The sequence below is a fragment of the Streptomyces sp. NPDC015127 genome (genome assembly GCF_043080095.1).
Classification (GTDB): Bacteria; Actinomycetota; Actinomycetes; order Streptomycetales; family Streptomycetaceae; genus Streptomyces.
On the sequence record NZ_JBIBVE010000007.1, the window covers coordinates 239,468 to 261,611 of the forward strand.

General features: G+C 71.7%; 17 protein-coding genes. 8 read left to right on the forward strand and 9 right to left on the reverse strand.

The annotated features are described in order from the left end of the window. Positions 1–315: 315 nt before the first annotated feature. A complete protein-coding gene (locus tag ACF08N_RS16220) occupies positions 316–1,947 on the reverse strand; it encodes an amidohydrolase (protein WP_392325253.1) in 1,632 nt (543 codons plus the stop codon). Positions 1,948–2,300: 353 nt separating this feature from the next. Here ACF08N_RS16220 and ACF08N_RS16225 point away from each other — a divergent pair, with 353 nt between their 5' ends. Both ACF08N_RS16225 and ACF08N_RS16230 read left to right on the forward strand, forming a co-directional pair. Then, positions 2,301–5,675, forward strand: coding sequence for a pyruvate carboxylase (locus ACF08N_RS16225; RefSeq protein WP_392325391.1), 3,375 nt, complete (start codon positions 2,301–2,303; stop codon positions 5,673–5,675). A gap of 140 nt (positions 5,676–5,815) precedes the next feature. Next, complete coding sequence (locus tag ACF08N_RS16230; RefSeq protein WP_392325254.1) at positions 5,816–6,892, forward strand: hypothetical protein; 1,077 nt, start codon at positions 5,816–5,818, stop codon at positions 6,890–6,892. A 37-nt stretch (positions 6,893–6,929) separates the two neighbouring features. On the opposite strand, the gene ACF08N_RS16235 is transcribed toward ACF08N_RS16230, so the two are convergent. Beyond that, positions 6,930–7,556 (reverse strand): CAP domain-containing protein, encoded by a 627-nt coding sequence (locus tag ACF08N_RS16235; protein WP_392325255.1) that lies wholly within the window; start codon positions 7,554–7,556, stop codon positions 6,930–6,932. Positions 7,557–7,824: 268 nt separating this feature from the next. On the opposite strand from ACF08N_RS16235, the gene ACF08N_RS16240 reads away from it, so the two are divergent. Then, entirely contained in the window at positions 7,825–8,019 is a 195-nt protein-coding gene (locus tag ACF08N_RS16240; RefSeq protein ID WP_392325256.1) for a hypothetical protein, read from the forward strand. A gap of 73 nt (positions 8,020–8,092) precedes the next feature. Here ACF08N_RS16240 and ACF08N_RS16245 read toward each other — a convergent pair whose 3' ends face one another. The 3 genes from ACF08N_RS16245 to ACF08N_RS16255 form a co-directional block, all read right to left on the reverse strand. Further along, complete coding sequence (locus tag ACF08N_RS16245; RefSeq protein WP_392325257.1) at positions 8,093–8,851, reverse strand: ABC transporter permease; 759 nt, start codon at positions 8,849–8,851, stop codon at positions 8,093–8,095. Between the two features lie 17 nt (positions 8,852–8,868). After that, entirely contained in the window at positions 8,869–9,720 is an 852-nt protein-coding gene (locus ACF08N_RS16250; RefSeq protein ID WP_392325258.1) for an ABC transporter ATP-binding protein, read from the reverse strand. Between the two features lie 183 nt (positions 9,721–9,903). Next, positions 9,904–10,965 (reverse strand): polyprenyl synthetase family protein, encoded by a 1,062-nt coding sequence (locus ACF08N_RS16255; protein ID WP_392325259.1) that lies wholly within the window; start codon positions 10,963–10,965, stop codon positions 9,904–9,906. 344 nt (positions 10,966–11,309) lie between these two features. Between ACF08N_RS16255 and ACF08N_RS16260 the strand changes: the two genes are divergently transcribed. Then, positions 11,310–11,579 carry a hypothetical protein gene (locus ACF08N_RS16260; RefSeq protein WP_392325260.1) on the forward strand — a complete coding sequence of 90 codons (270 nt, stop codon included), beginning with the start codon at positions 11,310–11,312 and terminating at the stop codon, positions 11,577–11,579. 58 nt (positions 11,580–11,637) lie between these two features. Here ACF08N_RS16260 and ACF08N_RS16265 read toward each other — a convergent pair whose 3' ends face one another. Next, the gene (locus ACF08N_RS16265) at positions 11,638–11,967 is read right to left on the reverse strand and encodes a DUF427 domain-containing protein (RefSeq protein ID WP_392325261.1); all 330 of its coding nucleotides are present in this window, start codon (positions 11,965–11,967) and stop codon (positions 11,638–11,640) included. A 306-nt stretch (positions 11,968–12,273) separates the two neighbouring features. Between ACF08N_RS16265 and ACF08N_RS16270 the strand changes: the two genes are divergently transcribed. The 3 genes from ACF08N_RS16270 (at position 12,274) to ACF08N_RS16280 (ending at position 15,921) form a co-directional block, all read left to right on the forward strand. Next, entirely contained in the window at positions 12,274–13,419 is a 1,146-nt protein-coding gene (locus ACF08N_RS16270; RefSeq protein ID WP_392325262.1) for an amidinotransferase, read from the forward strand. 637 nt (positions 13,420–14,056) lie between these two features. After that, positions 14,057–14,887, forward strand: coding sequence for a PP2C family protein-serine/threonine phosphatase (locus ACF08N_RS16275; protein WP_392325263.1), 831 nt, complete (start codon positions 14,057–14,059; stop codon positions 14,885–14,887). Between the two features lie 53 nt (positions 14,888–14,940). Beyond that, a complete protein-coding gene (locus ACF08N_RS16280) occupies positions 14,941–15,921 on the forward strand; it encodes an MASE1 domain-containing protein (protein WP_392325264.1) in 981 nt (326 codons plus the stop codon). Between the two features lie 65 nt (positions 15,922–15,986). Here the strand turns inward: ACF08N_RS16280 and ACF08N_RS16285 are convergent, their stop codons facing one another. Together ACF08N_RS16285 and ACF08N_RS16290 are read right to left on the reverse strand one after the other, a co-directional pair. Further along, entirely contained in the window at positions 15,987–17,111 is a 1,125-nt protein-coding gene (locus tag ACF08N_RS16285) for a hypothetical protein (RefSeq protein ID WP_392325265.1), read from the reverse strand. Next, positions 17,108–17,704: an ankyrin repeat domain-containing protein gene (locus tag ACF08N_RS16290; RefSeq protein WP_392325266.1), complete on the reverse strand. Its 597-nt coding sequence runs from the start codon at positions 17,702–17,704 to the stop codon at positions 17,108–17,110. The genes ACF08N_RS16285 and ACF08N_RS16290 overlap by 4 nt, the downstream gene beginning before the upstream one ends. A 487-nt stretch (positions 17,705–18,191) precedes the next feature. On the opposite strand from ACF08N_RS16290, the gene ACF08N_RS16295 reads away from it, so the two are divergent. Next, positions 18,192–20,270, forward strand: a complete 2,079-nt coding sequence (locus ACF08N_RS16295; RefSeq protein WP_392325267.1) for a SpoIIE family protein phosphatase — start codon at positions 18,192–18,194, stop codon at positions 20,268–20,270. A 43-nt stretch (positions 20,271–20,313) separates the two neighbouring features. Here the strand turns inward: ACF08N_RS16295 and ACF08N_RS16300 are convergent, their stop codons facing one another. Further along, positions 20,314–21,984: an IclR family transcriptional regulator C-terminal domain-containing protein gene (locus ACF08N_RS16300; protein ID WP_392325268.1), complete on the reverse strand. Its 1,671-nt coding sequence runs from the start codon at positions 21,982–21,984 to the stop codon at positions 20,314–20,316. Positions 21,985–22,144 lie beyond the last annotated feature (160 nt).

A 22,144-nucleotide genomic window follows, 5' to 3' on the forward strand; every position in this document is an offset into this window, starting at 1 on the left:
GCCGCGAGGGGGGTAGGTCTCAGCCCAGGGCCCCGCCGCGTTCCCCCGTCGCGGCGGGGCCGCCGCGCGTCCCCCCGAACACCTTCCCGGTGACCGGCTCTTGGCGCCGATGTGCCGCGGGACGCGCTCGACAGCGTGCCGACCCGTGCCGCCAAGGCATCTGATCATGCGCCGAGCGCCGGCACGTCGACGGCGACCCCGCGGCGGTGGTCTTCGAGGACGAGGCGCCCTGCGCCGTCATGGTCATGGACCTGATGCAGAACGGTGGACCAGGTCTGCGACGTCTACCTCGTCACCGACCCGCAGAAGCTCCGCTCAGTCGCCGAAGACGCGTCGTCCCGCGACGTAGGTGGCCTCGACGCGGAGTGAGGCGAGCTCGGGGGCCGGTGTGGTGCGGGGATCGCGGTCGACGACGACCAGGTCCGCGAGGTGGCCCGGGCGGAGGGTGCCGGTGTCGTCGAGGTGGTTGGCGTGTGCGGAGCCCGACGTGTAGGCGGCGAGGGCGGTGGCCACGTCGAGGCGCTGACGGGGGAGGAAGGGCGGCCGGTCGGCGCCGGGGAGGATCCGGTTGACGGCCACGTGGATGCCTTCCAGGGGGTTCGCGGAGCTGACGGGCCAGTCGCTGCCGGCCGCGAGCGGCGCGCGGGCGTGGTGGAGGTCGGCGAACGGGTACTGCCGTGCGGCGAGGCCGTCGCCGAGAAAGGGGATGGTGAGTTCGTCCATCTGCGGTTCGTGGGCGGCCCACAGGGGCTGGATGGTGGCGATCGCGCCGAGCTCCCCGAAGCGCGGCACGTCGGTGGGGTGGACGACTTGGAGATGGGCGAGGTGGTGGCGGTTGCGGCGCGGCCCGTTGGCCGTGCGGGCGGCCGCGACGGCGTCGAGTGCCTCGCGGACCGCGCGGTCGCCCAGCGCGTGGAAGTGGACCTGGAAGTCGAGGGCGTCGAGTTCGGTGACGTAGCCGGCGAGCTTGTCGGGATCGACGAAGCTCAGGCCGGTGTCGGCGGTGGCGCAGCCGCAGGCCTCCTTGTACGGGGCCGTCATGGCGGCGGTGCGGTTCTCGGCGATGCCGTCCTGCATGATCTTGACCGTGTCGGCGCGGAACGTGCCCGCGCGCAGGGTCCTGCGGCGTTCCACGAGGTGGGGGAGCTGGTCGGCGCCGGCGTCCCGGTCCCACCACAGGGCGCCGCTCACCCGGGCGGTCAGCAGGCCGCGTTGTGCCGCGGTGCGGTAGGTGCCGGAGACGTCGGGGTGCCCGCTGTACTCGCCGAGCAGGGCGTCCTGCCAGGCCGTGATGCCGAAGGAGTGCAGCAGCTGCTGGGCGCGCAGCAGGCCGGCCAGCAGATCGTCGTCGGTGGGGGCGGGGACGGCCCGGCCGACGAGGGCGACCGCGCCTTCCTGCAGCATGCCGGACGGGGTGCCGTCGGCCTCGCGTTCGATGCGCCCGTCGGCCGGATCGGGGGTGGTGGCGTTCACGCCGGCCCGTTCCAGGGCACGGGTGTTGACCCAGGCGCCGTGGTGGTCCCGGTTGACCAGCAGGGCGGGCCGGTCGGGCACCATCTCGTCGAGCAGCTGCCGGGTGGGCAGGCCGCCGGGGAAACTCTCCATCGACCAGCCGCCGCCGGTGATCCATCCCCGCTCGGGACGGGCCGCCGCGTACGCCGTGATCCGCCTGCGGTACTCGGCCACGTCGGTCGTACCCGTCAGATCGCAGGCGCCCAGCTCCAGGCCGCCGAACACAGCATGGACATGGGCGTCCTGGAAACCCGGCAGTAGCGCCCGACCCGCCAGGTCGACCACCTCGGTGCCCGGCCCGATCAGCGCACGCACTTCCGCACCGCCGACCGCGGCGATCCGCCCCCCGGCCACCGCCAGCGCCGTCGCGCCGCTGCGGGACGGGTCCATGGTGATGACAGGGCCCGAGAGGAAGACGAGGTCTGCACGGCTCATCAGAGCTGCTCCTTGACAGGGGGCGCGGCGCGGTACGTCACGGGCCGGGAACGGTTCGGCACGGCCCCGTCACGGCAGCGTGGCATCCGTGCCCAGTCGAGTCAACGGCGTTGACAACATTGTTGACTTCCCCGCCGGACACCGGTCGTCCGGGCGTGAGCGCCTACCTGTCGGGTCCGTCCGCCGGGGATACTGCGTACAGGGGCCCGTCGCCTCCCCAACGGGACGACGTCGTGCCCGCAGCCGTCGGTCCGTCCGAGCGACTCGGCCCCGTGTGACAAGACCCACGCTGGCGCGACAGAGGCGTCGCCGACACCATGGGGACCCTCACCGGCAGGCTGAAGGGATCGGGAATGTTCCGCAAGGTGCTGGTCGCCAACCGTGGGGAGATCGCGATTCGCGCGTTCCGCGCGGGTTACGAACTGGGCGCGCGCACGGTCGCCGTCTTTCCCCACGAGGACCGCAACTCGCTGCACCGGCTCAAGGCCGACGAGGCCTATGAGATCGGCGAGCCGGGGCACCCGGTGCGGGCCTACCTCTCCGTGCAGGAGATCGTCCGGGCCGCGCGCCTGGCCGGTGCGGACGCGGTCTACCCGGGGTACGGCTTCCTGTCGGAGAACCCCGAACTGGCTCGCGCGTGCGAGGAGGCGGGCATCACGTTCGTGGGCCCGGGCAGGGAGATCCTGGAGCTGACCGGGAACAAGGCGCGTGCCGTGGCCGCCGCCCGCGAGGCCGGTGTGCCGGTGCTCGGCTCCTCCGCGCCCTCCACCGACGTGGACGAACTGGTCGCCGCAGCCGAGGACATCGGCTTCCCGGTGTTCGTCAAGGCGGTCGCCGGAGGCGGCGGGCGCGGCATGCGACGCGTCGAGGACCCCGCGATGCTGCGGGAGTCCGTCGAGGCGGCGGCCCGCGAGGCCGAGTCCGCGTTCGGTGACCCCACCGTCTTCCTGGAGAAGGCCGTCGTCGACCCCCGGCACATCGAGGTGCAGATCCTCGCCGACGGGCAGGGCAATGTCATCCATCTGTTCGAGCGCGACTGTTCGGTGCAGCGCCGCCACCAGAAGGTGATCGAACTCGCACCCGCCCCGAACCTCGACCCGCAGCTGCGCGACCGGATCTGCGGCGACGCCGTGAGGTTCGCCCGCCACATCGGCTACCGCAACGCGGGCACCGTGGAGTTCCTGCTCGACCGCGACGGCAATCACGTCTTCATCGAGATGAACCCGCGCATCCAGGTGGAGCACACCGTGACCGAGGAGGTCACCGACGTCGACCTGGTGCAGGCCCAGCTGCGCATCGCCGCCGGCGAGACACTGGCCGACCTCGGCCTGGCGCAGGACACCGTCGTCCTGCACGGCGCCGCGCTGCAGTGCCGGATCACCACCGAGGACCCGGCCAACGGCTTCCGCCCGGACACCGGCATGATCAGCGCCTACCGTTCGCCGGGCGGCTCGGGCATCCGGCTCGACGGTGGTACCACGCACGCCGGTACGGAGGTCAGCGCGCACTTCGACTCGATGCTGGTCAAACTGACCTGTCGGGGAAGGGACTTCACGACGGCGGTCAGCCGTGCGCGGCGCGCCGTGGCGGAGTTCCGCATCAGGGGCGTGTCCACGAACATCCCGTTCCTGCAGGCCGTCCTCGACGACCCGGATTTCCGGGCCGGGCACGTCACGACCTCGTTCATCGAGCAACGGCCCCACCTGCTCACCGCGCGCCACTCCGCCGACCGCGGCACGAAGCTGCTCACCTATCTCGCCGACGTCACGGTGAACAAGCCCCACGGCAGCCGGCCCGAACTGACCGCCCCCGCCACCAAGCTGCCACCGCTGCCCGCCATCGAGCCGCCGGCCGGCTCCCGGCAGCAGCTCACCGCGCTCGGCCCGGAAGGCTTCGCACGCCGGCTGCGCGAGTCGCCCACCATCGGCGTCACCGACACCACCTTCCGCGACGCCCACCAGTCGCTGCTCGCCACCCGCGTCCGCACCAAGGATCTGCTGGCCGTCGCCCCGGTGGTGGCGCGCACCCTGCCGCAGCTGCTGTCCCTGGAGTGCTGGGGCGGCGCCACGTACGACGTCGCACTGCGCTTCCTCGCGGAAGACCCCTGGGAGCGCCTGGCCGCGCTGCGCGAAGCCGTGCCGAACATCTGCCTCCAGATGCTGCTGCGCGGCCGCAACACCGTGGGCTACACCCCGTACCCGACCGAGGTGACGGACGCCTTCGTGCAGGAGGCCGCGGCCACCGGCATCGACATCTTCCGCATCTTCGACGCGCTCAACGACGTCGGGCAGATGCGGCCCGCCATCGACGCCGTACGGGAGACCGGGTCGGCGGTCGCCGAGGTCGCGCTGTGCTACACCGCCGACCTGTCCGATCCGTCGGAGCGGTTGTACACCCTCGACTACTACCTCCGGCTCGCCGAGCAGATCGTGGCCGCGGGCGCACACGTCCTGGCCGTCAAGGACATGGCGGGCCTGCTCCGCGCCCCGGCCGCCGCGAAGCTCGTCTCGGCGTTGCGCAGGGAGTTCGACCTCCCCGTCCACATCCACACCCATGACACCGCGGGCGGCCAGCTCGCCACCTACCTCGCCGCCGTCCAGGCCGGTGCGGACGCCGTGGACGGGGCGGTGGCCTCCATGGCGGGGACCACCTCGCAGCCGTCGCTGTCGGCGATCGTGGCCGCGACCGACCACTCCGAGCGGCCCACCGGACTGGACCTCCAGGCCGTCGGCGACCTGGAGCCGTACTGGGAGAGCGTCCGCAGGATCTACGCACCCTTCGAGGCGGGCCTCGCCTCGCCCACCGGGCGCGTTTACCACCACGAGATCCCCGGCGGACAGCTCTCCAACCTCCGCACCCAGGCGATCGCACTCGGACTCGGCGACCGCTTCGAGGAGATCGAGGCGATGTACGCAGCCGCCGACACGATGCTCGGCCGGCTGGTGAAGGTCACCCCGTCGTCGAAGGTGGTCGGCGACCTCGCGCTGCACCTGGTGGGCGCCGGGGTGTCCCCGGAGGAGTTCGAGGCGGAGCCGGCCCGGTTCGACATCCCGGACTCGGTGATCGGCTTCCTGCGCGGCGAACTGGGCAACCCGCCCGGCGGCTGGCCGGAGCCGTTCCGCAGCAAGGCGCTGGAGGGCCGCGCCGCTCCCCGGCCGGTGCCGGAGCTGACCGCTGAAGACCGCATCGGCCTGGAGAAGGACCCGCGGGCGACGCTGAACCGGCTGCTGTTCCCCGGACCGGCGAAGGAGTTCGAGACTCGCCGCCAGACCTACGGCGACACCAGCGTGCTCGACAGCAAGGACTTCTTCTACGGACTGCGCCCCGGCAAGGAGTACACCGTCGACCTCGGGCCGGGCGTACGGCTGCTCATCGCGCTGGAGGCCGTCGGCGAGGCCGACGAACGGGGCATGCGCACCGTGATGGCCACCCTGAACGGCCAACTGCGGCCGATCCAGGTACGCGACACCGCGGCGGCCGCCGACGTACCGGCGACGGAGAAGGCCGACAGGACCAACCCCGGTCATGTCGCCGCGCCGTTCGCCGGCGTGGTCACCCTCGCGGTCGCCGAGGGCGACGAGGTCGAGGCCGGCGCCACGGTGGCCACGATCGAGGCGATGAAGATGGAAGCCGCGATCACCGCGCCGAAGAGCGGCAGGGTGGCACGGCTGGCCATCACCCGGATCCAGCAGGTCGAGGGCGGTGACCTTCTCGTCGAGATCGCGTGAGCCGTCCACCAGTGTCAATCACCGGTAGACGATTACCTTTTCGGGGGGGTTCACCCGGGAAACGCCTCGATGTCTCCTCGTGCACACGGCGCAGACCAGAGCATGTGTAGCTCACACCTTTCGAGACGAAGGAGCTGCTCATGGGAGCCGCCGTGGCCGAAGCCGACCTGCCCGCGCTCTATTGTCCCCTGGAATCCGCGGTCCACCGTCATGTGCGGCAGGTGGATGCGCGGGCCGTGCAGTGGATCCGGGAGAGCGGCATGTGTGCCTCCGAGCACGAGGAGGCATGGGTGGTCGCCACGCACAGCACCGACTTCTATGCCCGCTTCGCACCGGTGGCCGACGACGACCGTCTGCTCGCGACCTCGCTCTGGGTCTACTGGGGCTTCGCCTTCGACGACGCCCGGTGCGACAACGGCCCGTTGAGCAGCCGGCCCGCCCAGTTCAACGCGCTCGCCGGACTCGTCCAGCGGGCCGCCGAGTCGCCGTCGGCCGTTGACGGCGGCGAACGGTTCATCCGGCCGCTTCAGGACATCGTCGGCCGGTTCCGGTCGTTCGGTACGCCCGCACAGGTCCGCCGCTTCACCGATGCGCACCGTGCGTGGCTCTCGGGCGTCTGCTGGCAGATCGGCAACCAGGCCGCGGACCGTATGCCGGACCTCGACGAGTACCTGGCCATGAGACTGCTCGCGTCCGGCGGCGAGCCGACCTTCGCGATGCTGGAGCTGGCCACCGGACTGGAGGTACCGGACGCGGAGCTGCGCCGGCCCGTCGTCCGGGCCCTGACGGAGATGGCCATCATGGTGGCCGCGCTCGACAACGACCGGCACTCGTTGCGCAAGGAGATGTCACGCGGCCATGCCGACCAGAACATCTACAGCGTGCTCATGCGCCACCAGCAGCTCTCCCTGCCGGAGGCGGTGGAAGCGGCGACCTGCGTACGGGACCGGATCATGACGCGGTTCCTTCAGGTGCACGACCGGGTCGGGCCGCGCGCCGGCACCGAGTTGCGCAGCTACCTCCAGGGGCTGTGCCACGGGATCAGGGGCAACGCCGAGTGGGGTCTTCGGGTGCCGCGTTACCTGAGCCTGGGACACGTTCCGGACGCCATGGACGAAGCCCCGCTGGACTGGGCCGACGCCCCCGCCGACAGCAGGTGCGCGCCGCTTCCCACCGCGCCCACGCTCGCCTGGTGGTGGGACGACGACGTGTTGTGACGGTGCGTCGCCCCACCCGGTGGCCGCCGCGCCGGTCTCAGCGGGGCGCGGCCAGCAGCAGCGTCCACCACGGCCCGTTCCTGCCCGCGCCGCGGCCGACCCCGGCGTGGCGGAACTGGCATGTGAGGATCGAGCTGCGGTGCTTGGAACTGTTCATCCACGCCCGCACGGCGCCCGCCGGGTCCTCCGGTCCGGCGACGATGTTCTCGCCCGCCCGGCTGAAGTCGTAGCCCGCCGCGGTCAGTCGGCTGCCAGGGGCCGAGCCGCCCTCCCCGGTGTGGGACAGGCGCTGGGCACGCGCCATGTAGGTGCTGTGTGCCTGGGCGGTCCTGTTCAGTGCCGGATGCGTGCTCACCCGCGGACAACCCGCTGCGGCCCGTTCCTCGTTCACCAGCCGGACGAGGAAGGACCGGTAACCGTCCTGCGTGCCGGGGTTGTTGCCGGAACCGGCGGAAGTGCTCCCGTGTGGCTGCCCGTTCTGCCGGGCGGGTGGCGACACCGGCCGGTGGGACGGCGGCCGCCAGGACGGCACCGGCGAGGGTTCCCAGGCAGGGGGCCGACCGGGCTCGTGGACCCAGGGCGGCGGTGGAGTGAGAGCGGCGGTCGCGGTGGCGGTCAGTGTGAGGAGGGCGGCCACGGCGGAGACCAGAACTGAATTGTTCACCGGGGCACCGTACAAAGAGCGGGAGGCGAAGTGCCATCCGGCGTGAAAGACGGAAAAGTCGATACCCCTATCGATGGGGTCGGTGGGCCGATTCCTCTGCCTCCTTAGGGGGAATCGGCCCGCATGTGTCGAACTGCCGCATCGCCGCGCGGATATGGTGGCGAATGCATCATTCCTTTCCCATTCCTTGGAGTAAGTAATGTCATTCTTGCGTCGTGCTGCGATCGTCACCTTTGCTGCGGCCGCGTTGGTCACGGGAACCGGTTCCGTGGCGTCCGCCGCGCCGGCGGCACCGTCCGCGGTGAGCTTCGACGGCCCCGACGGACACGGCGACGGAAACGGCGGCGGTCACGGGCGCGGTGGACGGCCGATCCGGTTCGGCCCGTTCGAGTTCCCGGCCAATGGCAACATCAGCGGAGGCTTCGCCTGGGACACGTCCAACGGAGGCGGCATCGGGTTCTGAGCCCTGTAGCCGGGCGCACGGCAGGCACGACGGGTGGGGTACGGCTCCGGAGCCGTACCCCACCCGTCTGCCGTCAGCGCTTGAGCGTGGCGGCACTGGCGAACAGGACGCCGACGACGCACAGCAGGATCAGCGCGGCGTCACGGACGAACACGCCGGTGACGCCCTCGTGCGTGGCGGCTTCGGTGGCCGCCTGGACCGCGTACGTCATCGGCATGACCTGCGCCAGAGCGTCGAGGGACCCGTGCATCTCGTCCCTCGGGACGAAGAGCCCGCACACGAGGAACTGCGGCAGGACCCCGGCGGGCAGGAACTGCACCGCCTGGAACTCGTTGCGTGCGAAGGCGCTGACGAGAAGGCCCAGCGCAAGTCCCAGCAGGGCACCGAGCATGGCGATGACCATGAGGAGATACGCGGGCCCCTTGATGTCCAACCCCAGCGGGCCGACCGACAGCAGCGTCGACAGCACCGCCTGGAGCAGCGCGAGGAACGCGAACGCCATGCTGTACCCGAGGACGATGTCGAGCCGCTGCACCGGCAGGGTGAGCAGCCGCTCGGCGGTGCCGGAGGTCCGCTCGCGCAGCGTCGACACCGAGGCCACCAGGTACATCACGATGACGGGGAAGATGCCGAAGACCTGGGGCCCGACCCGCTCGAAGGATTCCTCGGCGCCGCTGAACATCAGCTTGAGCAGCACCATGAGCATGCAGGGGATGGCGAGCATCAGCGCGGTGCTGCCGCGGTCACGGGAGATCTGCTGGAGCACGCGCCGGGCCGTCGCCACGGTGATGCCCGGCGAGAACGGCAGCGGGCGACCCCGCAGTTGCGGCACGGGTGAACGGTCCGTGCTCATCGGCGGGCGTCCGATACGAAGTACGGCCTGTCGGGATCGGGCAGGACGTCGGTGATCAGCGGGGCGGGGATATGGTCCACGGCCGGGCGGGGGCCGGCTTCCGCCCTCGCCGCCGAGGTCACGAGGTGCATGAAGGCTCCCTCCACACTGTTGCAGCCGGTGTGCATCAGCAGGTCCTCGCGTCCCGCCGAGGCGATCAGCCGGCCGCCGCGCATCAGCAGCAGCCGGTCGCAGCGGTCCGCCTCGTCCATGACGTGGCTGGAGACGAGCAGGGTCGTGCCCGTTTCGGCGAGACGCCTGAAGACCTCCCACAGCTCACGGCGTACCAACGGGTCGAGCCCGACGGTCGGTTCGTCCATGACCAGCAGGTCGGGCGTGCCGAGCAGGGCCACGGCCAGCGACACGCGGGAGTACTGGCCGCCGGAGAGGCGGGCCACCGGCTTGTCGGCGTACTCGGCGAGGTCGACTTCCTTCACCACACGGACCACGGCGTTCTCCCGCTGCCACCCCCGCATACCGAGGGCGGCAGAGAAGTACCTGAGGTTCTCCAGAACGGTCAGGTCCGGGTACACCGACGGTGCCTGGGTGACGTATCCGACCCGGCAGCTGAGGGCCGGCGACCCGGCGGGAAACCCCAGGACCTGCACATGTCCGCCCGAACTCGCCTGAATGCCGACCACCGATCTCAGCAGTGTGGTCTTTCCGCAGCCGCTGGGACCGAGCAGACCCACGATGGCACCCCGCGGCACCGTGAACGAAATGTCGTGCAGCAGGCTGTGCTTCCCTCGCGTGACATGCAGGCCGTACACACTGACAGCCGGGGGCCCGGACACATGCCGCCCTCTCATGTGAGTGTCGTCTTCGAGATCCGTACGCTTCGCCGATGGCGATCACGCCGGACGGCGGACCGGTATGTGGCCACCTGTAACTGAACGTACCGTCAACGCCCTTGGTAACGAAAATCCCGTTACGCCCGCAGGTGTCCCGTGAGTCCGTTACGGCGCCGCTCGTTCCGGTGGCCGGCGGACGGATCAGCTGTCACGGCGGGTGAGCAGCAGGGCGAGTTCCTGCATCTGCCGGTACACGTCCGCTGTCGGTTCCGCTCGCGACAGGGCCCGCATGGCCGCCGTGGTCTGCCGGACCACCTCGCGTTCGGTCGCCTCCCGGCCGCCGGCTTGTTCGACGAGCTCGGCGGCCAGCGCGATCTCCGCCTCGTCCAGGGGCTCCGGCCGCGCGTACAGGGCAGCCAGGCGTCTGCCTGCCGCACCGTCGTCGGACAGCGCAGCGACCACGGGCAGAGACTTCTTGCGGGCCACCAGGTCCGCTCCGACCGGTTTGCCGCTCCGCGCGCTCTCGCCCCAGATGCCCAGCAAGTCGTCCACGCACTGGAAGGCCACACCGAGGCAGCGGCCGAAGTCGCGCAGGCCGGCGACCCGTTCCGGCCCCGCGCCGGCCAGTACGCCTCCCAGGGCGCAGGCGCACCCCATCAAGGCGCCTGTCTTGCCCTCCGCCATGGCGAGGTACTGCTCGACCCGCACCCGGCTCGCCTTCTCGAAGGAGACGTCCCGGCTCTGACCGACCATCAGCTCGCCCAGCATCGTCAGGGCCTCGCGCACCGCAGCGTCCGCGACCGGTGCGGGCGCCGCCACCAGCGTGCGCAACGCGCTCACCAGCAGCGCGTCCCCCGCCAGTACCGCCCCGGGTGTCCCGTACACGGTCCAGGCGGCCGGACGGTGGCGGCGCAGGGGATCACCGTCGATCACATCGTCGTGCAGGAGCGAGAAGTCGTGGATCAGTTCCACCGCCACCGCTCCCGGAACGGCGGAATCGGGCGACCCCCCGACCGCGCGGGCCGCCAGGAACACCAGGGCGGGGCGTACCGCCTTGCCGCCTCGTTCGCCGCCCGCCGACGACGGCAGACGGCTGCCGTCCGCCGCGTACCACCCCCGGTGGTATCCGGCGATGCGCCCCTCCGGGTCCGGCAAGTCGCCGATGGCGTCTCGCAGAGCCGGAGCCACCAGCGCACGGGCCCACTGCAGAAGCGAATCGACAGAAGCGGGCGTTGCCGCCTCGACAGCCGTCAGCCCCGCCATGTCAGGCCCCTGGTACTCGATCCAGCGGTGCGCACGGAGAATTTCCGAGCCGGGCCGCCCGGATATGCAATGTCGTATCCCATGCCCCATACCTAAACGAGACAGTGCTTTGCGTGTCATGCCCGACGACGGGAATCAGCGAAAATCACCTTCATGATCGACTTAAGCTGATCTACCGCTTATCCCTGCTTGCTGGAAATCAGCCGGACCGGATCCGGCCCGGTCGGCGGGAGTGTCGCAGCCGGGGCGCGGACAGCACACAAGGGAAGAGCGACCGCCTCCGCCTCCGCCTCCGTCGCCGAGCGGCCCGTCTCTCTGTCAGTGGCGGCTGCGATGCTTCCCGTATGGACGAGCAGATCATGCGGGGGCGGGTGTACGGGGCCGACCACGACGATCCCGAGGCAGGCCGGCGGCACGGGCGCGCCTACGTCGACCTGGTCGGCGGTCCGCTGGACGGCCTGTTCCTGGACGTCACCGGCTGGACGGCGGAACAGCTCCGGGACGGCGTGGCTCTGGCCACCGAACTCGCCCGCCACGGGCCCGGCGGGCGCGCCCTGTACCGGCCGCGGACCGGTGACCCTCGGCGGTTCGACTGGGAAGGCGACAGTCCGTGACCGGCGGTGTACCACCGCACGGCATCCCGGCCGTCCGGCCGGGACACCGAGCCGCATGTCAGTCGGTCACGACCTCGGTGTCGTAGAAGCAGAAGTGCCCCTTGATCGCCGCCGCATCGGGAATGGGGTCGAGGTAGGCCCAGACGAGGTCGTCCGCCCCCGGCCGGGACCAGTAGGAGGCGTCTCCCTTGAAGGGGCAGTGGGTGCGCGAGTCCGACGGCGTCAGCAGTTCGGTGCGTACGTCGTCGGGCGGCAGGTAGTAGCGCACGGGCAGGCCCGTCTCGCGCAGGAGCAGCGGGCGGCGGCTCTCGGCCAGGACCGTGCCGCCGTGCACCACGCGGACGTGTTGTGTTCCCTGCTCGATGGTGATGCGATGACCCCGCGACATGTGGTCTCCTCCGGCTGGTCGCACCCGAACTGCGGTGGCATGGACGGTCGTCGACTCCAACCCCGTTGCGGCCGCGCCTGTTCCCGGCAGGGGCGGAATTGCGGCGCCGAACCGCCGGATCCAGCCTGAACAGGTGAGGGTCATGTCTGTCGCGACGCGTGCCGCTTTGTGTCCATGGCCCGGCGGGCCTCTGATGAGAGGGCCTTCACCCGTATGGCCCGCCGGGGCACGCCGTTCGGGTGGGCCGGTGATCCGATGGGTCCGTAAAATCGACCCTCGACCCCGTCTCCAGGAGGTGGCGCCGGCATGACGCATACAGAGCCGCGAACAGGTCGGGCGCCGTCAGCCATCACTGCCGACGCCGAGCGAACCCTTGCTTCCCCGGTCAATTCGCACAACGAGTGGGACCCGCTGGAAGAGGTCGTCGTCGGGCGTCTCGACGGTGCCACGATCCCCTCCGATCATCCGGTCGTGGCCTGCAACATCCCACCCTGGGCGGCGCGTTTGCAGGGGCTGGCCGCCGGCCTCAGGTATCCGCGCATGCTGATCGAGCAGGCACAGGAGGAGCTCGACGAGTTCGTCAGTCTGCTGCGGTCCCTCGGCATCACGGTCCGGCGCCCGGACGCGGTCGACCACCGCAAGCTCTTTCGCACCCCCGACTGGTCGTCGCGCGGTTTCTGCAATACCTGCCCCCGCGACAGCATGATCGTGATCGGGGACGAGATCATCGAGACCCCCATGGCGTGGCCCTGCCGGTATTTCGAGACCCACTCCTATCGCGCACTCCTCAAGGACTACTTCCGGCGCGGCGCGCGCTGGACCGCGGCACCCAAACCGCAGCTGACCGACGAACTGTTCGAAGCGGATTACCGCCCTCCCGCGCCGGACGAGCCCATGCGCTACATCACCACCGAGTTCGAGCCGGTATTCGACGCAGCGGACTTCGTCCGCGCCGGACGCGATCTGTTCGTCACACGGAGCAACGTCACCAACCGCATGGGCATCGAGTGGCTGCGCCGCCATCTGGGCCCCGGCTACCGCATCCACGAGATCGAGAGCCGCTGCCGCACACCGATGCACATCGACACGACATTCGTCCCGCTCGCGCCCGGCAAGGTCCTGGTCAATCCCGAGCACATCGACGTCGACCGCCTGCCCAGTGTTCTCAGCTCGTGGGACGTCCTGGTCGCCCCGGAGCCCGACCCGATCGACGAGCGCCTGCTCAAGATCACCTCGATGTGCGGCAAGTGGCTCAGCATGAACGTCCTCGTGCTCGACGACCGACGAGTGATCGCGGAGCGGCACCACACCGGCATGCTGCGGGCGCTCGAGTCATGGGGGTTCGAGCCCATCCCGTGCGACCTGCTGCACTACGCCCCCTTCGGCGGCTCCTTCCACTGCGCAACACTCGACATCCGGCGTCGCGGCACCCTCGAGACGCATTGCCCTTGATCACCCGTGCACCGGGTATGAGGGGAGCCCGGTGCCTCGCGCCGGCGAGCGGAGCCAGACGCCTCCCATCCCTGGCCAATCCGATGCCTGCCGCCCCTGCCGCCCCTGCCGGCTCGGTCGGCCAGGGCGCCGATCCCGAACTCTTCGTGACGGCACTGGCCTGGAGGTCCCGCCCACGGGCGGCGAGGTATGCGTCGTGTCCGCGGCCATCCCCGCCCGTCGTCGTCGGCCCGGACGGTGCCAGGCGGCCGGCCACCACGCCCGCGCTGCCGCTGGGCCTGGGCACGTGGCGCCGGGCGGCGCGGCGATGCCGGCAGCGCATCCGCTGCGCCCGGGGGAGGTGGTCGTGGCCCGCGCCGACGGGATCGGTGAAGCGCGGGATCCCGCCGGGGAGTTCCACCCGGTGCTCGAAAGGCTCGCGGTCCGACACCGTGCACCCGCCGCACGACTGCGACGACGACCGGGCCGTTCTCGCGGTCACACCCAGCGGGAGTGGCCCGGCCGGTCCCCAGCGGAGCCCGTGGCGGCGCGGCACGAACCGTTGCCTCGCCAGCGAGGGCCGTGAGACACCTGTGGAGGGGCGCGCCGGTGAGGGCTAGGGTGACCTCAGAAGGCCTGCGGGAAGCCCGGAGCCGTGATGCACCGACATCGTTCCGACCCGCCCGACAGCGCTCAGCAACTCCTGATCACTCTCGGGCAGCTCATCGATCAGGCCCAGGAGCGGATCACGTTCCAAAGGGCCCGGGTCGAGCTGGCCATGGCCCTGCAGCGCCACATGCTCCCGCCAGGACTGCCGGAACTGCCGGGATTGCGCCTGGCAGCCCGGTACACGCCGTCACGGGACGGCCTGGACGTGGGCGGCGACTGGTACGACGCCTTCGCGATGAGCGACGGGTCGCTGGGGTTCGCGATCGGTGATGTGCAGGGGCACGACGTGGAGGCCATCGCCTTCATGGGACAGGTCCGCACCAGCCTGCGCGCCATTGCCGAGGCGACGAGCGACACGCGCGAGGTGCTGAGCCGCGCCAACGATGTGCTCGTCTCGATGGGGTGCGGCCTGTTCGCGACGTGCTGCTTCCTGCGTTTCGACCCGGTCAGCCGTGACCTGACGGTGTCCCGGGCCGGCCACGTCCCGATGGTCTGGGCCACGGCAGGGGGCGACTCGGGCATCACGCTCGACCGCGGCGGGCCCCCGCTCGGCATCGTGGCGGGCGAGCGCTATCCCGTCACCCGGCGGCGCCTGACGGAGGCAGGGGTCCTCGTGCTGCTCACCGACGGAGTCGTGGAAGGTCCGCACTACCCGATGGAGGCCGGTCTGGCCGAGGTGGCCAAGCTCGTACGCGCGGGGTTCGACGCCGACCCCGACGTGCTGGCCTCGGCCGTCGTCAAGGTGGCCGATCTGACCGGGCACCGCGACGACGCCGCCGTTCTCGTCGTCCGCTACGACGGACCCCAGGGGCTCGTCTGAACCCGTGCACCGTCCCGGTCGCCGCGTATCCGTCCCGAGCGCAGACTGCTGTCGTGCGCAGTTCAGAGATCGGTCGCTACGGATCTGCCGTTCTGCGCGTCCTCGTCGTTGCCGCCCTCTACTACGGGGCCGCCCGCCTCGGGCTTCTTCAGCAGCTGGTGCGCGACCAGGTCACCCCTCTGTGGCCGCCGACCGGCCTCGCGCTGGCCTCGCTGCTCGTCCTGGGGCTTCGTGTCTGGCCGGGCATCGCGCTCGGCGCGTTCCTGGCGAATGTGACCCTCGGCCCGTCCGTTGCCGCGGTACTGGTGATCGTCGCGGGCAACACCCTGGCACCGGTCTGCGCCTGCCTGATGCTGCGCAGGGCCGGCTTCCGTGCCGAATTGGACCGCCTGCGGGATGTACTGGCCCTGGTCTTCCTCGGCGCACTCGCCGGAATGCTGATCAGTTCGACGATCGGCAGCGGCGTGCTGGTCGCCTCCGGGGCGTTGGAGCCGAGCGACTTCTGGCCGACCTGGTCGGTGTGGTGGACCGGTGACGCGATGGGGATCCTGGTCGTCGCGCCGTTTCTCCTCGCACTGCGCAGGGCCCGGTGGCCGGCGGGGGCAGGGGTCCGCCGCTGGGCCGAGGCCGTGGCGCTGGGGGTCGGGACGGTCGCCGCCGCCGGTCTGGCGACGCGTACGTCCCAGACGAGCCTGCTCTTCCTCGTCCACCCGTTCCTGATCTGGGCTGCTTTCCGTTTCCAGCTGGCCGGCGCCGCGCCGTGCGCGCTGGTGGTGTCCACGCTGGCGATCCTGGCCGCGGCCGCCGAAAGCGGCCCGTTCGCCGGTCAAGATCTCTTCTCCAGCATGGTCACGCTCCAGGCGTTCAATGGCACGACGGCACTCACGGCACTGCTGCTCGCCGCCGTCATCACCGAACGCAACACGACCCATGCAGAACTCAGACAGGTCTGTGCGCGGTTCGCGGTGATGGTGGCCCAGATGGAGCCGCGACCGCGGTCGTACGACCTCCCGCCGCGGAAACCGCCGCCCTGACCCGAGGAACGGTCCAGGGCCGCGGCCTGCCGAGGACAGTGCCGCAGGAGTCCCCACACGTGTGGTCAGAGGACGGCGATGCCCAGGGGGCGTTCGCCCGCCGGCACGCGTCGCGTGTCACCGGAGTCCAGGTCCACGACCGTGATGCCGTTCCAGTAACCGTCGCGGGTGAAACCACCCGTGACGTACGCGGTGCGGCCGTCGCGGGAGACGGCGACGGCCTCGTGGGGCCCGTCCAGCGGGACGACCCGCTCCCGGCCGTCCGGGGCGCGCACGGTGAGCGACGGGGCCTCGTCGCGCGACGGGTCGATCGGACCCGTGCCCACCACGAGCAGCGTGCCGTCGGCGGTGGTCGCCGCGCCGTGCTGGTGCGTGTTCGCGGTCATGCGCTCGATGTGAGACCTGCCGGTCCGCGGGTCGAGTACGACCAGCCGCTCGCCCTCGAACGGCAGCAGCAGCCGTCCGTCCGAGGGCCGGACCGCGGCGTAGTGCGGCTTGAGCCAGGACCCCAGACCGCCTTCGGTGCCATAGGGCGCGACCTCGATGCGCCGGGTGCCCAGGCCGTCGGTCTCCACCACGGTGACGTCGAAGGAGTCGTGGTCCGTCGCGTACACCTCGCGGCCGTCGCGCGAGACGTCCACGTCGAACGGGCGGCGGCCCACGCCGACGACGCCCGTGATCTGGAGGCTGCGGGTGTCGACGACTTCGACGGTGCCGTCGCCGCCGGGCCGGTTGACGCCGACGTACACGTGGCGGCCGTCGGGAGCGAGGGCGATCCCCATGCCGCCGCCGCGGTACTCGCCGTACGCGGGCTCCCCGATGCCGTCGGTCTCGTACGGGATGCGGGCGATCCGCGTCCGCTTGCCGGTGTCCACGACGGCAACGCCCTCGGCCGTGGCGACCCAGGCCCGTCCGTCGTCGCCGACGACGAGCCCGTAGGGGGCGGTGCCCACCTCGACCGTGTCGAACGCCCCCTCGTCCGGGTCGACGAACGTGACGGTGTCGGCGCCGGAGTCGGCGAGGACGAGAGTCCCGGACGGGGTGCGTCCCGACGGCGCGGGGGCCGGCGCGGCGGCCGCCTCGGGGGCAGCCGAACGTGTCCGGGCCGGGGAGGCCTCGTCCTCTCCCGTGACCGAGCATCCGGCGACGAGGACGGCGACCGCGGCTGCGGCCGATGCGGCCCGCCTCACCGTACGGCCCTCAGCAGGCCGGCGATCTCGGTGAAGCCACGGCGCTCCGCGTGCCGCAGGGCGGCGACGCCGTCCCGGTCGGGCAGCCCCGGGTCGGCTCCCGCCGTGATCAGCAGCTCGACGACCTCCTGGTGCGCGCGATCGCCGTCGCCGAGGATCACCGCCTCGAGCAAGGCGGTCCAGCCGAGCTGGTTCACGTGGTCGACGTCGGTGTCGGTCTCGCGGAGCACAGCCCGCACGTAGTCGACGTGACCGCGCTCGGCGGCCGGGATGAGGGACGTGCCGCCGAAGCGGTTGGTGATCTTCAGGTCGGGTCCGGCGGGCAGCAGGGTCCGCATCATGGCGACGCTGCCGGTGACGCCGGTGACCAGCCACGGGCTGTCGAGCCGGTCGTCCTGGGCGTCCGGATCGGCGCCTGCGGCAACGAGCACCCGCGCGGCGGCCGTGTGGTCGCCGAGCGCGGCACGCAGCAGCGGGGTGCGGCGGTGCTCGTCGCGGGCGTCGACCGCGGCGCCGCCGTCCAGAGCGGCGCGCACGGCGTCCGCGTCACCGCGTGCGGCGGCCTCCAGAAGGGCGCGATCGAGAGCGTGCATGGCGGTGCTCCTTGTGTTGCGTACGGTGCCTGAACCTCCTGCGGTCCGGGCCGGGCGGGGCGTGTACCGGCGAAGCGGCGGCCGTCGCCCTCGTACGCGCCGCCGGTACGGGACCCGACCACGACCGGCGGCGCACGCACGGGGCCCCGTGGTCACGCGAGGACGGGAGAGGGGGAACCACGGGATTGCGGGGAATCCGGTGCCGCTCCGCGTTCCATCCTCGGTCCGCTTCCCCCGGCCCTTCGTCGTGGGACCGGCTGGACACGGTGCGCGCAACGGTGGACACCGGGGTCATCCGATCGGTTGATCCCAGGACCGCCGGAAGCCTGGACGGCGCCCCGCGGCCCGATCGGCCGCACCGCCACCGACCGGGGCCGGGCGCTCCGCATGCCGCGGCTCCTCGGTGTCACGACAATGGACGACAGGGGCGTGGCGTGCCGTCGGTGGTCGCTGCCGCGGTCCCCCGGAACGGTGGAAGGGGCATCCGGTGCCAGCAGATCAGCCGGGCAGCGAGGAGGCCTCCCGTACGCTCCGGTCCGAACACGGGACGCTGCTGGAGCAGGTCGCGGTGGCCGTCTTCGGTCTCGACGAGGAGCACCGGATCCGCCTCTGGGGGCCCGGCGCGCAGGCCCTGTTCGGATACGACACCGCCTCCGCGCTGTCCCGGCCCGGCGCGGCCCTGTTCCCCGCAGCGGCCGAGGGCCGGCCCGACCCGGCCGCGCTGCTGGTCGAACAGAGCAGGGCCCGCGGATACTGGCGCGTCCGCCTGCCGGCCCGGCATCGCGACGGCACCGTCTTCGACTGCGGCTTCCGCGTCTTCCCCCTCACCGGGCCCGGCGACAGCGTGACCATGGCGCTGTCGAGCCGCGGCGACGAGCTCGACCGCGTGAAGACGAACCTCGCCTTCCTCGACGCGCTCTTCGAGACCTGCCCCATCGGCCTGGTCATGCTCGATCAGGACCTGCGCTTCCTGCACCTCAACCAGGCGCTCGCCGACATGGACGGGCTCACCATCGAGGAACACCTCGGGCGCCGCGTGGACGACGTCGTGACCACATCGGACGGCGGCGCATTCCTGCGCCTGCTCCACCAGGTGGCCGAGCAGGGCAGGCCGGTGGTGGGCGCGCTGGTCGGCATGCGCAGCGCCGGTCACCCGGACCGGGACCAGGTGCGCTCGGTCAGCTTCTTCCCGCTCAGCGGTGCCGTCGGCAGCCGGCCCGGAATCGGCGGGCTGCTGCTGGACATGACCGACCGGGAGCAGGCCGTCGTCGAGGCCACCGCGGCCCGTCAGCGCCTGGACCTGCTGGACCGGGCCAGCAGATCCATCGGCAACACCCTCGATGTCATGGTCACCGCCCAGGAACTGGTCGATGCCGCCGTCCCGGCCTTCTCCGACGCCTCGGTCGTCGAACTCGTGGAGTGGCGCGACGAGCACGAGATGTTCGACCCGTCCCTCCCGCTCGCCACCCGCCGCATCGCGTCGGGCACGACGCTCCCGCCGCCGGCACCGGAGCTGGTCGGCGGGCTGGAGCACGTCTCCTACCCGCCGGGCTCGACCGTTCATCAGATGGTGAGCACGGGCCGGCCGGTCTGCGTGCCCGTCGACGACGACTTCGTGACCCGGACCGTCGCGTACCCGAGCCGTGCCCGGCTGCTCGTCGACAGCGGACTGAGCCGCATCCTGATGGCCCCGCTCATCGCGCGCGGCACGGTCCAGGGCATCGCCATGTTCGGCCGCTCCGCGGAACGGCCCGCCTTCACCGAGGCGGACACCGCCCTCGCCGGTGAACTCGCCTCACGCGCCGCGCTCTGCCTCGACAACGCACGCCTCTACAGCCGGGTCCAGGACATCGCGCTCACCCTCCAGCGCGCACTGCTGCCCGCCGCCCCGGGCGCGAGCCCGTACGTGGACGTCGCCCACCGGTACGTGCCCGGCAGCCGGGCGACCGAAGTGGGCGGCGACTGGTACGACGTGATCAACCAGCCCGGCAACCGGGTCGCCCTGGTCGTCGGCGACGTGATGGGGCACGGAGTATCGGCGGCCGCGGCCATGGGGCGGCTGCGCATCACCGCCAAGGCGATCGCCCGGCACGTCCGGGAGCCCGCCGTACTGCTCGCCGAACTCGACGCCTGCGCCCAGGAGGCGGGCATCGAGCTGGCGACGTGCCTCTACCTCGTGTACGACGCCGACACCGGGCACGCACGCATCGCCAGCGCCGGTCATCCGCCGCCGATGGTGGCCCGCCCGGACGGGAGGGTCGACATCATCGACGACGTGCTGGGCGTACCACTGGGGGTCGGCGGCCACACCTTCGGCACCACGGACATCGACGTTCCCGACGGCGCCGTCCTCGCCCTCTACACCGACGGGCTCGTCGAGGCGCGCGGGCAGGACCTCGACGAGGGGCTGGCCGCCCTGAGGACCGAACTGAGCCGGGCGCCCATGCCGTTGGAGGCCATGGCGGACCATGTCATCGACGACCTGCTGCCCGACCCGCTGTCCGACGACACGGTGCTCGTACTCGCCCGGGTGCGCCGCAGCCCGCGCCCCTCGGGCCAGCAGTAGCGCCGGGGCGGGCAGCGGCGCGACCCGTCGGGGCGGGGCCGGATCAGAGCAGCGGGATCCGGGCGAAGCGGCCGGCGATGTGCAGGTCCTCCTCGACGCGGGCGGCCGTGGCCCGCAGCTCGGGAAGGACCTCCGCGAGACACTCCTCGGTGCTTCGACGACTGCTGTGCATGCCGACGTTCACCGCCGCGACCACCGTCCCCGTCCGGTCGCGGACCGGTACGGCCAGCGAGCGCAGGCCCTCCTCCAGTTCCTCGTCGACGAGGGCGTACCCCTGCCGGGCCACGCGCTCCAAAACGGCGGCCAGTTCCTCGCGTCCGGTGACCGTGTGCGGAGTCAGCCGCTGTGGACGGGCCCGCTCCAGCCGGGCAAGACGCTCCTCGGCGGGAAGCGCGGCGAGCATCGCACGGCCCAGAGAGGTCGCGTACGCGGGGAAGCGGGTCCCCACACTGATGTTGACGCTCATGATGCGGCTGGTGGCGACGCGCGCCGTGTACTGGATGTCGTCGCCGGCGAGGACGGCGAGCGACGCCGAGTCGTGCACACGTCGCGTCAGCGCCGCCAGATGCGGTGCGGCGATGCCGGGCAGTGTGGTCCGGGACAGCGAGGGGAAGCCCAGGCCCAGCACACGGGGGGTGAGGCGGAACGTCCGGCGGTCTCCCGTGACGTAGCCGAGGTGCTCAAGGGTGATCAGGGCGCGCCGGGCGGTGGCGCGGGCCAGCCCGGTGGTCTCGGCGACGGCCGTCAGTGTCAGTTCGGACCGGCCTTCGCCGAAGGCGGTGAGCACGGTCAGCCCGCGCGCCAGCGACTCGACGAATTCACGGCCCAGCTCCTGCTTGGAGGCGTGGGTCCAGGAGGCCAGCGGTGCGTCCGGCGCGGGCCCGCCGACGGGCGGCCTGGCTCGGCGAAGTGCCTCCTCCCACTCCTGTACGGCCCCGCGCAGGCGGGGCAGCACCGCCTCGGCCAGGGACGCGGCACTGTGCCGGCTGGTGTGGCTGACCACGCTCGCCGCGCAGGCCACGGCCGCGTCGGGGCCTCGTACGGGCACGGCCAGAGCGACGAGCCCGTCTTCGATCAGCTGGTCGTCCAGCGCCCACCCCTGCGTCCGCGCCCGGGCCACCCGGTCCTCGAAGTGTGACTCGGCGCCGCGGGTGGCGGGGGGAACGGCGGGGAAGCCGGCATCCTCGGGGTCGGCGGCCTTGCGCGCGCGCCACGCCTGCCACTCCTTCGCCGTCCAGTGGGCAGCGAACAGCGGTCCCGGCGCGGTCCGTTCCGCGGGGAGCAGGTCCCCGATCCGGAAGCTCAGCGACATCGCGCGACGCCGGGTCGCCTGGTGAAGGAAACGCACACCGCTGCCGTCGGCGACCGCGAGGGACACCGACTCGTCGAGTTCGTCGGCGAGTTCGTCGGCGCGGGTGCCCAGCAGCGCGGGGATCCCCAGGCCCGCGAGATAGGCGTTGCCGAGTTCCATCAGGCGGGGTGCCAGGACGACGTCGCGGCCGTCCAGGCGGACGTATCCCATGCGGGCGAGCGTCGCCGTGACCCGGTCGACGGTCGAGCGCGCCAGACCGGTGGCGAGTTCCAGGTCCCTGAGACTCATCGTTCCGTCGGCGTCGGTGAGCCTGCGCAGCACGGCGATGCCACGCATCAGCGGCGCGACCGCCTCGGGCGGCGCGGCGGCTTCGGACGCCGTTTCGGTCGGGGTCGGTGACATGGAGACTCCCTGGTGGATCTTGGGGACCACGGTAATGAATGACCCGCCCGAAAACCCAGGCCGGCGGCCTGGCGGGTGCCGGTACGAGGCGTTGACAGCGGAACCCGCGCGGCGCACACTCTGGGCACATCATAGTGAATATTTTTTCACTATGCGAACA